This is a genomic window from Yersinia vastinensis (genome assembly GCF_902726565.1).
Taxonomy (GTDB): domain Bacteria; phylum Pseudomonadota; class Gammaproteobacteria; order Enterobacterales; family Enterobacteriaceae; genus Yersinia; species Yersinia vastinensis.
This window is the reverse complement of sequence record NZ_CACVAF010000003.1, coordinates 89624-106022: the sequence shown is the minus strand read 5'-3', so window position 1 is coordinate 106022 and position 16399 is coordinate 89624. Positions and strand designations below refer to the sequence as shown.

Here is a 16399-nt window from a genome sequence, read left to right as displayed (position 1 = left end):
TGTGGAAAGTGATGAGTCACTTTCACATTTATCCCCATTGGTATTTGACATTACCGGTCAGCAACGCCAATGACGCTGGGTGTAGGGTTTTTATCCTGTCAATAACCTTATTTATTTAGTGGGATTATCTCTGGGCTGCGTTGAGCGATGGTTGACCTTTATCAAGCTAGTGGGGCAGCTTTGCCTATCGTTGAGATAGCCTTTGTCTATTGATTGAAAAATAGGCAAATGAATCGGGTGTTATTTGTTTAGCGCTCAGAATGGATCACTGCATCGCCAAATAGGATTTTGTGAAGTCGAACACTTTCTCGCCATTTCATCGTGATGGCGCTCACAGCAATTTATGCATTTGCCCAAAAAACCCCGCCTTTATTGCCTTTTTTGCAGCCAATTTCCTAATGACTAATGGAGTGTTATCTTCAATACTGAGCAAGTGAAATATCATTCCATTTTAAAAGATCTGTTGTTCTAGTAATTGGCTTGTGCAAATCATTATTAAAAATAAGGGATTAGACATCGTAGCTTGCAGGGATAGCGGCCATGGAGTCAGAAGGAACCAGTGAAATCCCCTTGTTCCTTTTGAACACGAGATGAACTCTAAAGGCAGGTAATCAGGTGAAAATAATATCAGTAGATGTGACCGTATTTTCTTATCCAACCCGGCGTGTTTCCGATACCGCAGGGCATTCGCATCCCGGCGAGGAGTCATTGGCAAAAATGGCCATGCTGACCTTGACCACTGATGAAGGTGATTGTGGTTATGCATTTGCACCACCAGAAGTGATTCGTCCGCATATCATTAACAGCTTCTTTAAAAAGGTATTGATCGGGCAGAACCCTTTTGATCGTGAGCGGCTATGGAATGATTTGGTCCATTGGCAGCGGGGCAGTGCTAATCAGTTAACTGATCGGGCGCTGGCTATTGCCGAGCAGGCTATTTGGGACTTGTTGGGGCGCAAGCTGGGTCAGCCGGTCTATAAATTGCTTGGAGGGTATCGCGACAAAGTGTTGGCCTACGGCAGCACCATGTGCGGTGATGAATTAGCCGATGGGCTTTCCACACCGGATGAATACGCCCGCTTTGCCGAGCAACTGGTTGCCAGAGGGTATAAGGGTATTAAGTTGCATACTTGGATGCCCCCCGTCTCTTTTGCACCAAGCCCACAAATGGATGTTCGTGCCTGTGCCGCGGTACGCGAAGCCGTCGGGCCAGATATTGCGTTGATGCTGGATGGTTACCATTGGTACAGCCGCAGTGATGCACTTTATATTGGCCGCGAACTACAAAAGCTGAATTTCAGTTGGTTTGAAGAGCCGATGGAAGAGCAGAGCATGGCTTCGTATTGCTGGCTGCGAGAAAACCTACAGATAGACATAATCGGCCCTGAAAGTCTGGCAGGAAAATACTTCAGCCGTGCCGATTGGGTAAAAGCCGGTGCCTGCGATATTTTACGCGCTGGTGTGCAGGGCGTGGGCGGGATTACCCCTTGTTTGAAAGTAGCCCATCTTGCGGAGTCTTTTGGCATGGATTGTGAAATTCACGGTAACGGTGCACCAAATCTGGCCGTTGTCGGTGCTATTCGTAACTGCCGCTGGTATGAGCGTGGGTTGTTGCATCCATTCCTTGATTATGATGAACCAGCCGCTTACCTCAATAGCATCATCGACCCGATGGACAGCGACGGTTATGTCTCGTTACCCACCCGGCCGGGATTAGGCGAGGATATTAATTTCGACTATATCGAAGCTAATACCTTGCGTTCTTGACGTTGCAGGTTGACTGCTCGCTAACTCATTCCTCGAGTCAGTGATTTGGGTGAGTGCGAGCAGATAGCCATCCTGTAGCGTCAATGACTTTAGGTATTCTCTACGCGATTTAAAAAATTAACTCGACCTATAAAAACAAGCATTCAGATCTAGCCTTTTCTTACCGGAGATGGTCCATGAACGCGATAATAATAGTAAGAACACTCCTCCTTACCCTACTGATCACTCTGACGTCGACTGGCGTCAGTATGGCTAAAACACCCGATGACCAACTGATTGTTGGCATGAATATGAACAACCTGCTGTCACTTGATCCAGCGGCGATGACCGGCAATGATGCCGTTTCTATCATTGTGAATATGTATGACTCGCTGGTGGAACTGGATCCGCACACCCCAAGTAAAGTCTTACCCGGTGCGGCCACGGAGTGGAAAATCAGTGATGACGGCAAGTTAATCACCTTTACCTTGCGTGACGGTATGAAATTCCACTCTGGTAATCCGGTGACTGCCGCCGATTTTGCCTGGTCGATGAATCGCCTGATGCATCTGAATTTGGCGCAGGCCACCACGTGGAAGTCTTACGGTTTCACTGCCGATAACGTCGAGCAATTGATCCGTGCCAAAGATCCCCTCACGGTAGAGATTGAACTACCTAAACCAACCGACCCCAAACTGGTGATTTATTCACTGGCAACCTTGGGCAGTGGTTCGATTCTTGATCGCGCTACCGTGATGCAACACGAGAAAAACGGTGACTGGGGTAATGGCTGGTTGACTACCAATGAGGCGGGATCAGGCCCGTTTAAGCTGGATGTGTGGCAGGCAAAAGATGTGCTGCGTATCAGCCGGGTGGATAATTACTGGCAGGGTGACGCCAAAATGAAGCGGGTGATCTTCCGCCATATGACGGAGTCACAAGCACTGCGGTTAATGATTGAAAAAGGGGATATTGATATTGCCAGCGGTATGTCGGTGCCCGACATCAATGCACTGAAAAATAGCCCGGAAATTAAAGTCGACGAAGTCCAGCGTGGCACCCTTTATTATGTTGCCATGAGCCTGAAAGAACCGCATTTTGCTAATCCTAAAGTGCGCGAGGCCGTAAGGTATTTAATTGATTATGACGGAATTAACCAAACTATCATGCCGGGTTACGGTATTTACCACCAACGCCCAATCCAAAAGGGAATGGATGTCACACTGCCTGATCCCGGCTATAAACTCGATGTAGCGAAAGCCAAAGCGCTGCTCACAGAGGCCGGTTATCCGGACGGTTTCACCACCACATTGCGAGTGCTGTCTGATCCACCCTTTATCAACGTTGCCACGTCCGTTCAATCCACATTGGCCCAAGCTGGGATCCAAGCCAAAATCCTAACCGGCACGGGTAATCAGGTCTATGGTGCAATGCGTGATCGCCAGTTCGACATGTTGGTGGGCCGTGGTGGTGGCGGTGTAGACCCACATCCTCACTCCAGTCTGCGCTCGGTTGCCTATAACCCGGATAACAGTGATGCCGCTAAATTGACCAACTTCCAAGGCTGGCGCACCTCTTTCTACGATAAACAACTGAATGACTTAATTGATAACGCGTTAATCGAGAAAGACCCGGCCAAACAAAAGCAAATGTACGTGGAAGTGCAAGAGCGCTATGACGCGCTATTCCCGGCTATCTTGCCTATCTCACAAATGGTGGATTCTGTCGTGGTGCGCAAAGACGTGGTTGATTACGTTCCGCATCCATCAACCACTACCCGCCTGCTACAGGTGTATAAGCAGCGATAACTCACTGCACGCAACCTAACCCCGGGCAAAGTGTCAGTGTGCTTTGCCCGTTTCGGGAGGATAGCATGAAGGTTTCAGACTGGTTTGCACCGCACGGTATTGCACGGCGTTTATCAAAGCGCCTTTTACAGGTTGCTGTGACCTTATTCGGTTTATTGATCCTGACGTTCATTATTGGTCGGGTGATGCCGATTGACCCGGTTTTGGCGATAGTTGGTCAAGATGCGGATCAAAGTACCTACCAACAGGTATACCTGCAACTGGGGCTAGATAAACCGCTCTGGACACAGTTCTTTATCTACTTTAACTCACTTATCCACGGTGATCTCGGCAATGCTTTGCTGACGGGCCGCCCGGTGGTGGATGACATTATCCGTGTGTTCCCTGCCACCATTGAACTGGCCACGATGGCCATTATCGTGGGGGCCGGTCTGGGTATTCCACTGGGTGTGATGGCGGCGGCACGCCGTGGCAAATTTGCCGATTATGCGGTGCGTTTCATCAGTTTAGCGGGCTACTCAACGCCGATTTTCTGGGTCGGGATGATGGGGCTGCTGGTGTTCTATGCTTGGCTAAACTGGGTGGGCGGCGCCGGTCGGGTTGATATGGCCTATGACGGTTTGGTGGACAGACGTACTGGTTTATTGCTGATTGACTCGGCGCTGGCCGGTGAGTGGGAGGTGTTCCGCAGTGCGGTTAATCACTTGCTGCTGCCTGCAACCATTCTCGGCTTTCACTCTTTGGCTTATATCAGCCGTATGACTCGTAGTTTTATGTTGGCGCAGTTGTCGCAGGAATACATCATCACCGCCAAAGTGAAAGGTTTGTCCGAGTTTCAGGTGTTATGGGGCCATGCGTTCCGCAACATTCTGGTGCAATTACTGACGGTGGTCGCGCTCGCATATGGTTCCTTATTAGAAGGCGCGGTATTGATCGAGACGGTCTTCTCCTGGCCCGGTTTTGGTTCCTATCTGACCGGCAGCTTATTACTCGGTGATATGAATGCGGTGATGGGCTGCGTGTTGTTGGTTGGCCTGATCTTCGTCTCACTGAATTTACTGTCTGACATGCTCTATCAGATCTTCGACCCGAGGACGAATCAATGATGCTTTCCTCTGAACCCGATAATGTTGTGGCTCGTCCTGAAATGCAAAATCAGGGCTGGAAGCGCGGGCTACGGCGGGTACTTAACTTCTTCCACGCTTTAATGAGAAATCCGCTGACGGCTATTGGCGTCTCCATTATTGGATTATTGTTAGTGGTGGCTTTTTTTGCGCCTTGGCTGGCGACGCATGACCCGCTGGCACAGGACCTCGGTAATGCATTACAGGCTCCCGGTAGCCAGCATTGGTTTGGTACGGATGAGTTTGGCCGGGATCAATACAGCCGCTTGATTTATGGTGCGCGCACCACGTTGTACATAGTGGCTCTGGTATCCGTAACGGTTGGTCCTATCGGGTTGTTACTTGGCGTGGTCGCCGGTTATTTCGGTGGTAAGGTCGATAGTATCCTGATGCGTATTACCGACATTTTTATTTCATTCCCCAGTTTGGTGTTGGCGCTGGCATTTGTCGCAGCTTTAGGCCCCGGTCTAGAGCATGTGGTTATCGCGATAACACTGACCGCGTGGCCGCCGATTGCTCGCTTGGCGCGGGCCGAAACGCTCTCGCTTCGCAATGCCGATTTTGTCTCGGCAGTGAAATTGCAGGGCGCATCACCCCTACGCATTTTGCTGCGCCACATTGTGCCGCTGTGCCTGCCATCAGTCATTATCCGTATCACGATGAATATGGCCGGTATTATTTTAACCGCTGCTGGGCTGGGCTTCCTTGGTCTGGGTGCTCAACCACCTGACCCAGAGTGGGGAGCAATGATTTCCAGTGGCCGTCGTTACATGATGGAGTGCTGGTGGCTAGTGACTATCCCTGGTCTGGCAATCCTGCTGAACAGTCTGGCGTTTAACTTCTTAGGAGATGGCCTACGTGACATTCTCGATCCCAGAACAGAATAAATCAGTGCCTTTGCTGGAAGTAGATGACCTGCGGGTGAGCTTCGTTAATGGCAAACAGGTGACTGACGCGGTACGCGGCGTTTCATTTTCGCTGGGCAAAGAAAAACTGGCAATTGTTGGTGAGTCCGGCTCCGGCAAATCCACAGTAGGGCGTGCGCTGCTGAAATTACATCCTGCCAGTGCGCAAATCCATGCCAACACTTTGCGCTTTGCTGAAGTGGATTTACTGCGCGCCAGTGAAGCCAAAATGCGTGAGGTGCGTGGTAAGCGGATGTCGATGATTATGCAGGACCCGAAATACTCATTAAACCCGGTAGTTTGTGTCGGCGATCAGGTAGCGGAAGCCTATCTGGCACATCATAAAGTGTCGCGTCAGGAGGCACGGGAGCGGGTGCTATCCATGTTTGAAGTGGTACGTATTCGCCAGCCACAGCGGGTGTATAGCCTGTATCCACATGAAGTATCTGGCGGTCAGGGGCAGCGAATTATGATAGCCATGATGCTTATCACCGGGCCAGAAATGGTGATCGCCGATGAACCCACCTCGGCATTGGATGTGTCTGTGCGGTTACAGGTCTTGGCGATGCTGGATGATTTAGTTCAAGAACGCGGCTTGGGGCTGATTTTTATCAGTCATGATATCAATCTGGTGCGCAGTTTCTGCGATAGAGTGCTGGTGATGTATGCCGGGCGCGTGGTGGAATCCATTGCCGCTTGCGATCTTGAGAGTGCGCAGCATCCCTATACTCGCGGCTTACTCAATGCACTTCCTGATCTGAATAATCGCCGTGACCGTCTGCCAGTAATGGTGCGAGACCCGGCTTGGATGAATGGTTAAGGAGCTTGCTATGTCTGCAAATGCAATGATTGAAATTAATAACCTTAACCTTATTTTTGGCGAGGGTAGCCAGCAGAATCAGGTACTGTTTGATGTGAATCTGGCCGTTAACAACGGTGAGATTTTTGGTTTAGTCGGGGAGTCTGGTTCAGGTAAAACCACGGTGCTGAAATGTCTGGCGGGGCTGTTTAACCACTGGAGTGGGCAACTCACGCTGAATCAAATACCGCTGGCGCACCGGATTGAACGCGATCGCTGCCGTCATGTGCAGATGGTGTTCCAAGACCCTTATGGATCACTGCATCCACGTCATACGATTGAATATATTCTCTCCGAGCCATTGATCATCCATGGCATGGGGGATCGCGACCAGCGTATTGACAGCATTTTGGAAAAAGTGGGCCTCAACCGGCTATTTCGTCAGCGATACCCACACCAGCTTTCAGGGGGACAGCGCCAGCGGGTGGCAATTGCTCGGGCGCTAATTCTGGAGCCGCGTGTCTTGCTGCTCGATGAACCCACTTCGGCACTGGATGTGTCGGTGCAAGCAGAAATTCTAAATTTGTTGGCAGAGTTACAACAGCGGGAGAAACTCACTTATCTGATGGTCACTCACGATTTGGGGGTCATTGCGCACCTATGTCACCGCGTGGCAGTGATGCAACATGGCAGAATACTGGAAACCCTGAATACCGAAGATCTCACCACCGATTGCGAAAAAACCGCCTATACAAACATGTTGGTGGATGCCAGCCGTCAGTATAGCCGTGACTTGGCGCAAAAAGCCGCCGCAATGTCATAATCCTCTCAGGCGGTCGTTTACAACGAGGTCTTGTCGCCTGAGATATTCGGGCATAGCCGCATCGCGGGGGCTATGCCTAATCACGGGGTTTGTCAGCAATTCTAGGCGCTTATACGAGATAAGCGCCTGTTGGTTAGGACTCATCCGCCCTCTTTTTTAGCCACTGGATAAAGGCATTAATCTTCGGCCACTGTCGGTCAGATAGCGTTGAGATGTAATAGCGCTGTTCACACCTCACTTCCAGATCCGGGAACGGCATAATAAGCTCTTGGTTTTCCAGCCGTTTGGTGACCAGTTTCTTTCGGCCCATGGCAACACCGACATGATTCATAGCTGCGATAATCGCCAAATCTGAGCGGTCAAAACCCATGCTGCGTTGTGTCGGATCAATATCAAAGCCCACTTGTTGGCCCCAAGTATTCCATTCACTAATATCCGAATCATAGCTCCAGGCTTGCCGGTCATGCAGCAAGGTGCATTGCCGCAGATTGACGAGGTTGCCATTAAGCTGATGTTTTTCTGCATATTCTGGGCTACAGACCGGAACCATCGATTCATCCATCAAATGCTGATAAGAGAGTTTCTCTGGCGTTTTATCATCAAAATAAATCGCTAAATCAATACCGCCGCCTTGGAAATTGACATTCTCATTGCCGGTCAAAATATTCAAGCTGATGGCGGGGTAATGCTGGGCAAAATCGGCCAATTTGGGGACTAACCAGCACTGGGCAATGGAAGGGCGAGAATAGAGGGTGAGTGTGCCAGACAGCTCCTGATTTTTTATTTCCAAGATTTCCTGATTTAGATACTCCAATGACGATTTCAGTACCCAAAATACTCGTTCTCCCTCAGTGGTGAGTTCTACTTTACGGTGAAAACGCTGGAACAGTTTAAAGCCTAATTCTTCTTCCAAACTGTTAATCCGGTGACTGACCGCACTAGGGCTGATAGATAACTCCTCAGCCGCTAGCGCAAATGAGCTGTGCCGTGCGGCAACTTCAAAAGTATAGAGTTTCGATAGCTGGTAGCCATTTAGCAATTTATTGCGGGTGATATAGCTTTTTTCTGGGTACATATGGCTTCTCAGGCAATCTTTTTTGTTGAAATAGTATACCGCAATGATGGGCGGATACGGCATTTAGGGTTATCTAATGTGATGCAAATCGGAGTTAACAGTAAAACTTTGACCAATATTGCACTTTTGATTCAATCCAGATCATCTGAAAGGTGTTTTTTATCATTTGTCAGTACCGACCAATTCTTATTCAATGAGGGCAGAACTTATTATTAGAAGAGGTTGGCTATGGACTCACAAATATGGGTAGTGGGGACGTTATTAACGAGCATCATTATTATTTTCACCATTGTAAAACTGAAAATACATCCCTTTCTGGCACTGTTATTAGCCAGTTTCTATGTCGGATTATTAATGGGCATGAATCCGCTGGAAATGGTGAATTCCATTGAAGGTGGGATTGGCGGAACATTAGGCTTCTTGGCCGCCGTCATTGGGTTGGGGACAATCTTAGGTAAAATGATGGAAATATCCGGTGCTGCAGAGCGCATCGGTATTACCTTACAGCGCTGTCGCTGGCTATCACCGGATGTCACTATGGTGTTGGTCGGGTTAATTTGCGGTATCACTCTTTTTGTTGAAGTTGGTGTTGTCTTATTGATTCCGTTGGCATTTTCCATTGCAAAAAAAACCAATACTTCTTTGCTGAAATTAGCTATCCCACTGTGTACTGCGTTGATGGCGGTCCATTGCGTGGTTCCACCGCATCCGGCGGCTATGTATGTCACCAATGCATTGGGCGCTGATATTGGCAAAGTGATTGTTTACGGATTACTCGTCGGGTTAGCGGCATCATTAATTGGTGGGCCATTGTTCCTGCGTATTGTGGGTAAACGCCTGCCATTTAAAACCGTACCGGAAGCATTCTCTGAAATCAAAGTACGTAATGAGGATGAATTACCCTCATTGGGAGCAACCTTATTTACTGTGCTGCTGCCGATTATTCTGATGCTGGCAAAAACCACCGCAGAACTGAATATGGAGAAGGGCACCACCCTCTATTTACTATTAGAGTTTATCGGTAACCCTATTACCGCCATGTTTATTGCCGCATTTGTTGCCTATTACACGCTGGGTATCCGGCAAAATATGGGAATGAGTACGCTACTGGCGAAAACAGAAGAGAGCTTTTCTTCTATTGCCAATATCCTGTTAATTATCGGGGCTGGTGGCGCATTTAACGGAATATTAAAAGCCAGCGGGTTAGCCGATGCGTTGGCGGTGATTTTATCGAATCTGGACATGCATCCGATTTTATTAGCGTGGTTGGTGGCCTTGATTCTGCATGCCGCGGTTGGCTCCGCCACCGTAGCCATGATGGGGGCAACGGCCATTGTGTCCCCTATATTGCCGATGTATCCCAATGTCAGCCCAGAAATTATCACGCTGGCGATTGGCTCTGGTGCCATTGGTTTCACCATCGTCACTGACTCGCTATTCTGGTTGGTAAAACAATATTGCGGCGCAACGCTGAGTGAAACATTTAAATATTATACAACCGCGACCTTTATCGCGTCGGTGATTGCATTGGGCACGACTTTCCTACTTTCTTACATCATATGATCGAAAAGAGACTTTTTATGAAAAGCACTGAAATTGATAAATTAATTACCGACTTCCCTTTGGTCAAAAAGCTTATCAATTTGGAGGAGGTGACGTGGTTTAACCCGCAGGCGACTACCCTGGAAAAAGGGCTACCTTATGTTGGGCTAGCGCAACAGGATGTCACTGATGCTGAAGCTCGGCTGCGGCGTTTTGCCCCTTATTTGTGTCAGGCCTTCCCTGAGACACAAAAAACGCAGGGCATTATTGAGTCCGACATTGTGGCTATCCCTGCGATGCAGCAAGTTCTGCAGCAGCGTTATGGGGTTGAAATGACGGGCCGCTTACTCTTAAAGAAAGACAGTCACTTACCGATTTCCGGTTCGATTAAAGCGCGTGGTGGTATTTATGAAGTTTTAACTCATGCGGAAAAACTGGCATTACAAGCGGGTCTACTGGCCGTCACTGATGATTACAGCAAACTCTTCTCTGATGATTTCCGCCAATTCTTCAGTCAGTATCGCATCGCGGTGGGGTCTACCGGTAATTTGGGAATGTCGATTGGTATTATGAGCGCCAAGCTAGGGTTCAGTGTCAGTGTGCATATGTCAGCAGATGCCCGTGAATGGAAAAAACGCAAATTGCGTGAGCACGGTGTCAATGTTGTTGAATACGAGCAGGACTATGGCGTGGCGGTAGCACAAGGGCGCAAACAGGCAGAGTCTGATCCAAATTGCTTCTTTATTGACGATGAAAACTCGCCAACCTTGTTCCTGGGTTACGCGGTAGCCGGTGGCCGACTGAAACAGCAATTTGCCGAACAAGGGATTCTGGTGGATGAAGATCACCCGCTGTTTGTCTATCTCCCTTGTGGTGTAGGTGGTGGCCCCGGTGGTGTGGCCTTCGGCTTAAAGCTCGCGTTTGGCGACCATGTTCATTGTATTTTTGCCGAGCCAACACATTCACCTTGCATGTTACTGGGTGTTTATACCGGTCTACATGATGGTATTTCTGTGCAGGATATCGGTATCGATAACATTACTGCCGCAGATGGCTTGGCGGTAGGCCGAGCTTCCGGGTTTGTTGGCCGAGCCATGGAGCGTTTACTGGACGGTTTCTACACCTTAAGTGATGCCGAAATGTATGATCTGCTGGGCCTTCTTAACCGGCATGAAGGTATCCGTTTGGAACCTTCCGCTCTGGCGGGGATGCCCGGCCCTGCACGGGTGAGCAGCAATGCTGATTATTTGCAAAATCATCAATTGAGTGCTGAGAAAATGCAAAATGCAACTCATCTGGTATGGGCAACCGGCGGTGGCATGGTGCCAGTTGAAGAGATGGAAAAATACCTCGCGACGGCGAGAATTTAACGTCATGACCAGATAACAGTATGAAAAGCGGGGCAAATATTTAGCCCCGTTTTTCATCGCTATTCACCGTCAGTGATTAGGAGACAGTTGCACTTTAATATCCGCCGGCTGGCTGTAATAAGGGGCAGATGTAATCACCAAATCAATTCCTGTCGCGGCATACTCCGCAATATTGGTTTTCGTCACCCCACCGGTTGCAGCTAAATGGCAAAAAGGCGCATAGGCTTTTGCCTGCGGTAATAATGCACTGATTTGTGCGGGACTGAATGTTTGCGGGTTAGGGTCATACGCCCCATTTGCTGACCAATAAGCAGTGAACGGGTAGTGAGATCGCCATACTGGATATCTTCCAAGAGCAATCGATCTAAATCAGCATCGGAAAGATAGATCATCTTCATTCTCCTTAAGTAAAACTAATTGTCCTTGAGAAAATACCCAGCGCTTATCAGCTATTGGTAACGGGTGAGTATTTGGCCGGATCCCCATACTCCACGGTTACTTTATGCCCTGTATTAGCTTCAAATTGCGTAATGATATCTTCTACAGGAAGGCGCAGCCCGGCACCGGCATATAAATGAAGTTGATCGGCATAACTGGCGGGGGCAGCAGCGGCAAGAAGGGTGGCTCAATGCGGTTTGTGCAGAATGTCGATCTGGATAAGATTATTGAATTTGAAAGGATAATTCCTATTTAGAGTACATCGATAAGCCAGAGAAAGTTATCGCGTAGTGCTCACATTTTTGTCTATCTCACTCTGCACAGAAAAAGCGCAAATTTGCACTTTTTCTGTGCGATAAGTCTGCGCTGACTGCGCACTCTCCTGCCTTTCTGCTGTTTTCGCGTTTTTGTTGCTCATCGATAATTTAAAAAATATCTATTTAATTACAATCTGTTACGCCAATTTTTGCCATTTATTTTTTCACTTTATGCCCGCTGGCATAGTTCATGCTTATGTCATTACATTCAAGTTACTTGAATACATTTCACATGACTTTAAATGGGGCGGCAATCATGACACGACGTAAACAAGCGATACCTTTGTGCTGGGCAATGCTGTGTGCTGCCAGCGTATTCTCTGCGACCGCGCATAGCGCAGACTTGCTGGACAATATTAAAACCAATAAGGCGATAACCATCGCGACGGAAGCGCGTTATGCACCATTTGAATCGGTCGAAAATGGCAAAATTGTGGGTTATGACGTTGATTTAATGAACCATATTTTGCAGAAAAACCTGCCGGGTGTAGAGGTCAAACAACTTGATTTACCTTTCCAAGGCATATTGCCCGGCCTTGATGCCAAGAAATTCGATTTTGTCGTCACCGCCGTGACGGTGAATAAACAGCGCATGGACCATTTCGCATTTACTGTACCGATTGCCGAATCCACAGTTGCACTACTCAAACGTGATAACGACAGTTCTATCAGCACGTTAGATGACCTGAGTGGCAAGGTGGTGGGATCACAAGCCGGTTCTGGCCAGCTCCAAGTGTTGCAAGAGTTCAATGAAAAACTGAAAGCCAGTGGCAAGCCGGGTATCAAAGAAATCAAACAGTATGTCTCTTTTGATGAAGCCTATGCCGATTTAGCAAACAAACGGCTAGATGGTGTTGCCCAATCACTGGCGAATCTTGGCCCATTAATTAAAGCCCGTCCGGGTGTCTTTACCACACTCAAACCCATGTTAGGGCCAACTACCTATTTTGGTTGGGTTGGGCGTAAGGGCGATGACAGCGCCACCTTGGTCAAATTGTTCAGTGATGGCATCAGTGAAGCGAACCGCGACGGCACCATGAAAGCATTGCAGCAGAAATGGTTCGGCTTCGTGATGGATGTTCCGGCAGACCAAATGCCAGCGCCAAGTTTGTAAAGAGGATTGATGATGGGGGAATTTGTCCAATTGCTGACGGCTTGGCTGCCGATGTTGTTAGACGGCGCGCTGACGACGGCTTCACTGTGTGTCGTGGCCATTGTTGCCGGTTTTTTTATCGGTGTAGTGATTTACCTGATGGAAAGTGGCCGCTCGCGATTGAGCAGAGGATTCGCCCGTGTCTATATCAGTTTGTTCCGTGGCACCCCAGTTCTGGCACAGATTTTACTGTGTTTTTACCTACCGGGAGAATTGGGGCTGTCACTGCCCGGTTATCTGGCGGCGGTCATGGCGCTGACACTCAATACCGCCGCCTATCAATCGCAAATTTTACGCAGTGGTTTTAATGCTATTGCGCCAGGGCAGTTGGAGGCCGCCGCCATGTGTGGGCTGAGTCCGCGCCAGACATTGTGGCATATCCAAATTCCCCAAGTGTTGCGTATCACGATGCCATCACTGATTTCAGAATTAATCGATGTCATTAAAGCCTCGGCGGTGGTGTCAGTGATTGCCATTACTGATTTGATGCGGGTAGGGCAGCAATTGGCATCGGCAACCTACCGCCCGCTAGAAGTGTATGTGGCGATTGCTTTGTCTTACCTCGTTCTGACCAGCCTGCTGGCCCTGCTAGGCAGCTATGTTGAGCGGCGTTGGCATAAGGAGAGTCGATGAGCGATTTCCTGCTTTATCTACCTGATTTTGCCCGCGCCTTGGGCGTCACGCTGGTTATCAGCATGAGTGCTGCAGTCATCGGCGCTTTCGCCGGGTTTATTTTACAAGCGGTATGTCGCAATAACCGTTGGTTGTTCTGGCCGTGGCGCACTTATGTGTGGCTGATTCGTGGCACGCCTTATTTAGCGCAACTGGCGGTGTTCTATTTTGGTTTACCTGCCATTGGTATCACGCTCAGTGCTATTGAAGCCACGGTGTTATCACTGGCGATTTATAGCTCTGCTTATTTCGGTGAAATCTTCCGTACGGCATGGAAAAGCATCGGGCACGGGCAATTGGAAGCGGCACAAGTACATGATATTTCAGCATGGAAGAGTTTTTGGTACATCCAAACACCGCAGGCTTTGCGCTTTAGTCTGCCACTGTTGGGGAACCAATTTATTTTAACGATCAAAGAGAGTGCGGTGGCATCGATTATTACGGTCCCTGAGCTGACCATGACTACCGGGCAAATTGTCGCCAATACCTACACCTACATTGTGCCTTACACCTTGCTAATCCTCAGTTATTGGCTGCTGGCACAAGGGATTAGTGTCGGTGTGCGCATACTCAGCCGTCAGGCACTAGAGGGATAATATTATGAGTGCTGAACCCATTATTGAATTACGTAATTTGGGCAAATCCTTTGCTGCCAACTGGGTACTTCGCGGGATAAATCTGACGGTGAATGCCGGTGAAATTGTCACCTTAATCGGCCCCTCCGGTTCAGGGAAAACAACGGCATTACGCTGCATGAATTTTCTTGAAGCCTATGACGAAGGGGAAGTTCTGATTAAGGGGCAGTTGCTCGGTTATAGCAGCTCTGGGCGTGAGTTGAAGCATCGCGACAGTGCGGCATTAATTGCCGACGTACGCCGTCCGCTGGCCATGGTCTTCCAGCAATTTAATCTGTGGCCGCACATGACGGTGCTGGAGAATGTCTGCGCGCCATTGATTCTGGGTAAGAAACTCCCTCGCGAAGCTGCACGTAAAAAAGCGGCAGCGGCGCTGGCGCAAGTGGGGATGTTGGATAAAGCAGACGCCCGTCCAGCACGGCTTTCTGGTGGGCAACAGCAGCGGGTGGGGATTGCCAGAGCGTTGGCACTGGAACCCGAGTTGCTGTTACTCGATGAACCGACATCGGCTCTTGATCCTGAACGAGTAGAAGAGGTGCTGGACGTCATTAAAGTGCTGGCAAATGACGGGATGACCATGGTGATGGTGACGCACGAAATGTCATTCGCTGCCAAAATCTCAACCCGCGTGGTGTTTATGGCGGAAGGTTCAATTATTGAAACCGGCGCTCCCGCGACCTTATTTCGCCAACCACAGACTGACCGATTGCAGTCGTTTTTGGCCCCGTGGTTTAAACGCCCGTTACAGCTGGATGAACCGGAGGCTGGACATGCTTGATTCTATGGGGATGCAGTTAGCCGGCTATATCAGCCAACAACGATTGATGGATAAATTAGTGCAACTCGCTCGCTTTGGTGCATTGGAGAATGGCGGCGTTAATCGGCAGGCTTTATCCACCGAGGAGTTAGATGCCAGAGCGTGGCTAATTGATTGGGCCTATACCTTAGGCTGTGAAGTGATGACTGATGATTGCGCCAATCTGTTTATTCGTCGGGCGGGGCGCGAAGATTTACCGCCAGTGGTGACGGGTAGCCATATTGATACTCAGCCGTGTGGTGGCAACCTTGACGGTTGTTATGGCGTGATTGCCGGCATGGAGTGTTTGAGTGCCTTGGTTGAAGCGGGTATCAGCACATTACGCCCCATCGAAGTGGTGGTATGGATGAACGAAGAAGGGAGCCGTTTTTCTCCGGGTGCGATGGGTTCCAGCGCTTTTGTTCAGCCACAGCGCTTAGCCGGTTATCGGGATCATCAGGATGCTCAAGGGGTGACATTAGCGCAGGCATTAGCGGACTGCCATCAACGTTTTCCACAGTTACCGCGTCGTGGCACTGTGCCAATGGCGGCGTTCGTTGAGCTGCATATTGAACAAGGTCCAGTATTAGAACAGGCCAACCAACCGCTAGCGGTGGTGCAGGGTATCCAAGGTGTGCGCTGGTATCAAGTGACTTGTCTAGGGCAATCGGCCCATGCGGGAACCACCCCGATGGCAGATCGTAAAGATGCGATGTCGCTGGCGCGCCACATTGCGCATCAATTGGAACAACTTGCCACTACGTTACCCGAGGACCAACTGCGCTTGACGTTTGGCCGCTGGGAGATTACACCCAACGCCATAAATACCATTGCGGGACGAGCCACTTTTACCCTCGATTTTCGCCATGCCGATCCGCAAATATTGGCTCAGTTTGATGACTGGATGCAGCAACTTTCTGCATCTGACGTGTTGGTCGAGTGCATCTTCAGTCACGCGCCAGTGGCATTTAATCGCGAGCTACTGGCACAACAATATGCTTGCGTTCAGGCACTACAGATAGAGGCTGCCACCCTGACTTCTGGTGCATTTCATGATGCGATGCATCTTGCCTGTCATTGCCCCACCAGTATGTTTTTTGTCCCCAGCCATAACGGCATCAGCCATAACCCGGCTGAATATACAGATCCTCAGTATCTGCACCTTGGCGCGCAGGCATTAGCCTGTTGCCTGACAG

16 protein-coding genes and 1 pseudogene are annotated in these 16399 nt (G+C 49.4%); 13 read left to right on the top strand and 4 right to left on the bottom strand.

Annotated elements, in window-relative coordinates:
* Window positions 1-615 precede the first annotated feature (615 nt).
* From HUZ92_RS05355 to HUZ92_RS05330, 6 genes are all read left to right on the top strand, one after another.
* The gene (locus HUZ92_RS05355) at window positions 616-1767 is read left to right on the top strand and encodes a mandelate racemase family protein (RefSeq protein ID WP_050100301.1); all 1152 of its coding nucleotides are present in this window, start codon (window positions 616-618) and stop codon (window positions 1765-1767) included.
* A gap of 248 nt (window positions 1768-2015) precedes the next feature.
* Window positions 2016-3554, top strand: coding sequence for an ABC transporter substrate-binding protein (locus HUZ92_RS05350; protein WP_409350111.1), 1539 nt, complete (start codon window positions 2016-2018; stop codon window positions 3552-3554).
* 65 nt (window positions 3555-3619) lie between these two features.
* Entirely contained in the window at window positions 3620-4660 is a 1041-nt protein-coding gene (locus HUZ92_RS05345; RefSeq protein ID WP_050100298.1) for an ABC transporter permease, read from the top strand.
* Window positions 4661-4701: 41 nt separating this feature from the next.
* Window positions 4702-5565: an ABC transporter permease gene (locus tag HUZ92_RS05340; RefSeq protein WP_050140579.1), complete on the top strand. Its 864-nt coding sequence runs from the start codon at window positions 4702-4704 to the stop codon at window positions 5563-5565.
* A complete protein-coding gene (locus tag HUZ92_RS05335; protein ID WP_072086660.1) occupies window positions 5528-6403 on the top strand; it encodes an ABC transporter ATP-binding protein in 876 nt (291 codons plus the stop codon). Before HUZ92_RS05340 ends, HUZ92_RS05335 begins: the two co-directional genes overlap by 38 nt.
* Before the next feature lie 25 nt (window positions 6404-6428).
* Window positions 6429-7205, top strand: coding sequence for an ABC transporter ATP-binding protein (locus tag HUZ92_RS05330; RefSeq protein WP_050100520.1), 777 nt, complete (start codon window positions 6429-6431; stop codon window positions 7203-7205).
* A gap of 133 nt (window positions 7206-7338) precedes the next feature.
* On the opposite strand, the gene dsdC is transcribed toward HUZ92_RS05330, so the two are convergent.
* A complete protein-coding gene (gene dsdC / locus HUZ92_RS05325; protein WP_050295860.1) occupies window positions 7339-8280 on the bottom strand; it encodes a DNA-binding transcriptional regulator DsdC in 942 nt (313 codons plus the stop codon).
* 228 nt (window positions 8281-8508) lie between these two features.
* Between dsdC and dsdX the strand changes: the two genes are divergently transcribed.
* Together dsdX and HUZ92_RS05315 are read left to right on the top strand one after the other, a co-directional pair.
* Window positions 8509-9843, top strand: a complete 1335-nt coding sequence (dsdX, locus tag HUZ92_RS05320) for a D-serine transporter DsdX (RefSeq protein WP_145580063.1) — start codon at window positions 8509-8511, stop codon at window positions 9841-9843.
* 17 nt (window positions 9844-9860) lie between these two features.
* Window positions 9861-11192, top strand: coding sequence for a D-serine ammonia-lyase (locus tag HUZ92_RS05315; RefSeq protein ID WP_050100288.1), 1332 nt, complete (start codon window positions 9861-9863; stop codon window positions 11190-11192).
* A gap of 69 nt (window positions 11193-11261) precedes the next feature.
* Here the strand turns inward: HUZ92_RS05315 and HUZ92_RS21015 are convergent, their stop codons facing one another.
* From HUZ92_RS21015 to HUZ92_RS20980, 3 genes are read right to left on the bottom strand one after another with little or no spacing between them, the layout of a single operon-like run.
* Entirely contained in the window at window positions 11262-11444 is a 183-nt protein-coding gene (locus tag HUZ92_RS21015; RefSeq protein ID WP_404705057.1) for a hypothetical protein, read from the bottom strand.
* The gene (locus HUZ92_RS20855; RefSeq protein WP_050100287.1) at window positions 11393-11584 is read right to left on the bottom strand and encodes a hypothetical protein; all 192 of its coding nucleotides are present in this window, start codon (window positions 11582-11584) and stop codon (window positions 11393-11395) included. The genes HUZ92_RS21015 and HUZ92_RS20855 overlap by 52 nt, the downstream gene beginning before the upstream one ends.
* 53 nt (window positions 11585-11637) lie before the next feature.
* On the bottom strand, window positions 11638-11724 hold the full coding sequence (locus tag HUZ92_RS20980) for a hypothetical protein (protein ID WP_328592328.1): 87 nt from the start codon (window positions 11722-11724) through the stop codon (window positions 11638-11640).
* A 479-nt stretch (window positions 11725-12203) separates the two neighbouring features.
* On the opposite strand from HUZ92_RS20980, the gene HUZ92_RS05305 reads away from it, so the two are divergent.
* The 5 genes and pseudogenes from HUZ92_RS05305 to HUZ92_RS20845 all read left to right on the top strand — a co-directional run.
* Window positions 12204-13061, top strand: a complete 858-nt coding sequence (locus HUZ92_RS05305; RefSeq protein WP_128451258.1) for a transporter substrate-binding domain-containing protein — start codon at window positions 12204-12206, stop codon at window positions 13059-13061.
* 9 nt (window positions 13062-13070) lie between these two features.
* A complete protein-coding gene (locus tag HUZ92_RS05300) occupies window positions 13071-13733 on the top strand; it encodes an amino acid ABC transporter permease (RefSeq protein WP_050100282.1) in 663 nt (220 codons plus the stop codon).
* Window positions 13730-14368 carry an amino acid ABC transporter permease gene (locus tag HUZ92_RS05295; protein ID WP_050100280.1) on the top strand — a complete coding sequence of 213 codons (639 nt, stop codon included), beginning with the start codon at window positions 13730-13732 and terminating at the stop codon, window positions 14366-14368. The genes HUZ92_RS05300 and HUZ92_RS05295 overlap by 4 nt, the downstream gene beginning before the upstream one ends.
* A 1-nt stretch (window position 14369) precedes the next feature.
* Window positions 14370-15185 carry an amino acid ABC transporter ATP-binding protein gene (locus HUZ92_RS05290; RefSeq protein WP_128451257.1) on the top strand — a complete coding sequence of 272 codons (816 nt, stop codon included), beginning with the start codon at window positions 14370-14372 and terminating at the stop codon, window positions 15183-15185.
* Window positions 15160-16338 (top strand): annotated as a pseudogene (locus tag HUZ92_RS20845) (M20 family metallo-hydrolase); the annotation flags it as partial. The gene HUZ92_RS05290 and the pseudogene HUZ92_RS20845, both read left to right, overlap by 26 nt.
* Window positions 16339-16399: the final 61 nt, after the last annotated feature.

Coding starts and splice junctions, on each gene's coding strand:
- HUZ92_RS05350 (WP_409350111.1), top strand. CDS start 2,016: ATGGCTAAAACACCCGATGACCAACTGATTGTTGGCATGAATATGAAC.
- HUZ92_RS05345 (WP_050100298.1), top strand. CDS start 3,620: ATGAAGGTTTCAGACTGGTTTGCACCGCACGGTATTGCACGGCGTTTA.
- HUZ92_RS05340 (WP_050140579.1), top strand. CDS start 4,702: ATGCAAAATCAGGGCTGGAAGCGCGGGCTACGGCGGGTACTTAACTTC.
- HUZ92_RS05335 (WP_072086660.1), top strand. CDS start 5,528: ATGGCCTACGTGACATTCTCGATCCCAGAACAGAATAAATCAGTGCCT.
- HUZ92_RS05330 (WP_050100520.1), top strand. CDS start 6,429: ATGATTGAAATTAATAACCTTAACCTTATTTTTGGCGAGGGTAGCCAG.
- dsdC (WP_050295860.1), bottom strand. CDS start 8,280: ATGTACCCAGAAAAAAGCTATATCACCCGCAATAAATTGCTAAATGGC.
- dsdX (WP_145580063.1), top strand. CDS start 8,509: ATGGACTCACAAATATGGGTAGTGGGGACGTTATTAACGAGCATCATT.
- HUZ92_RS05315 (WP_050100288.1), top strand. CDS start 9,861: ATGAAAAGCACTGAAATTGATAAATTAATTACCGACTTCCCTTTGGTC.
- HUZ92_RS20855 (WP_050100287.1), bottom strand. CDS start 11,584: ATGATCTATCTTTCCGATGCTGATTTAGATCGATTGCTCTTGGAAGAT.
- HUZ92_RS05305 (WP_128451258.1), top strand. CDS start 12,204: ATGACACGACGTAAACAAGCGATACCTTTGTGCTGGGCAATGCTGTGT.
- HUZ92_RS05300 (WP_050100282.1), top strand. CDS start 13,071: ATGATGGGGGAATTTGTCCAATTGCTGACGGCTTGGCTGCCGATGTTG.
- HUZ92_RS05295 (WP_050100280.1), top strand. CDS start 13,730: ATGAGCGATTTCCTGCTTTATCTACCTGATTTTGCCCGCGCCTTGGGC.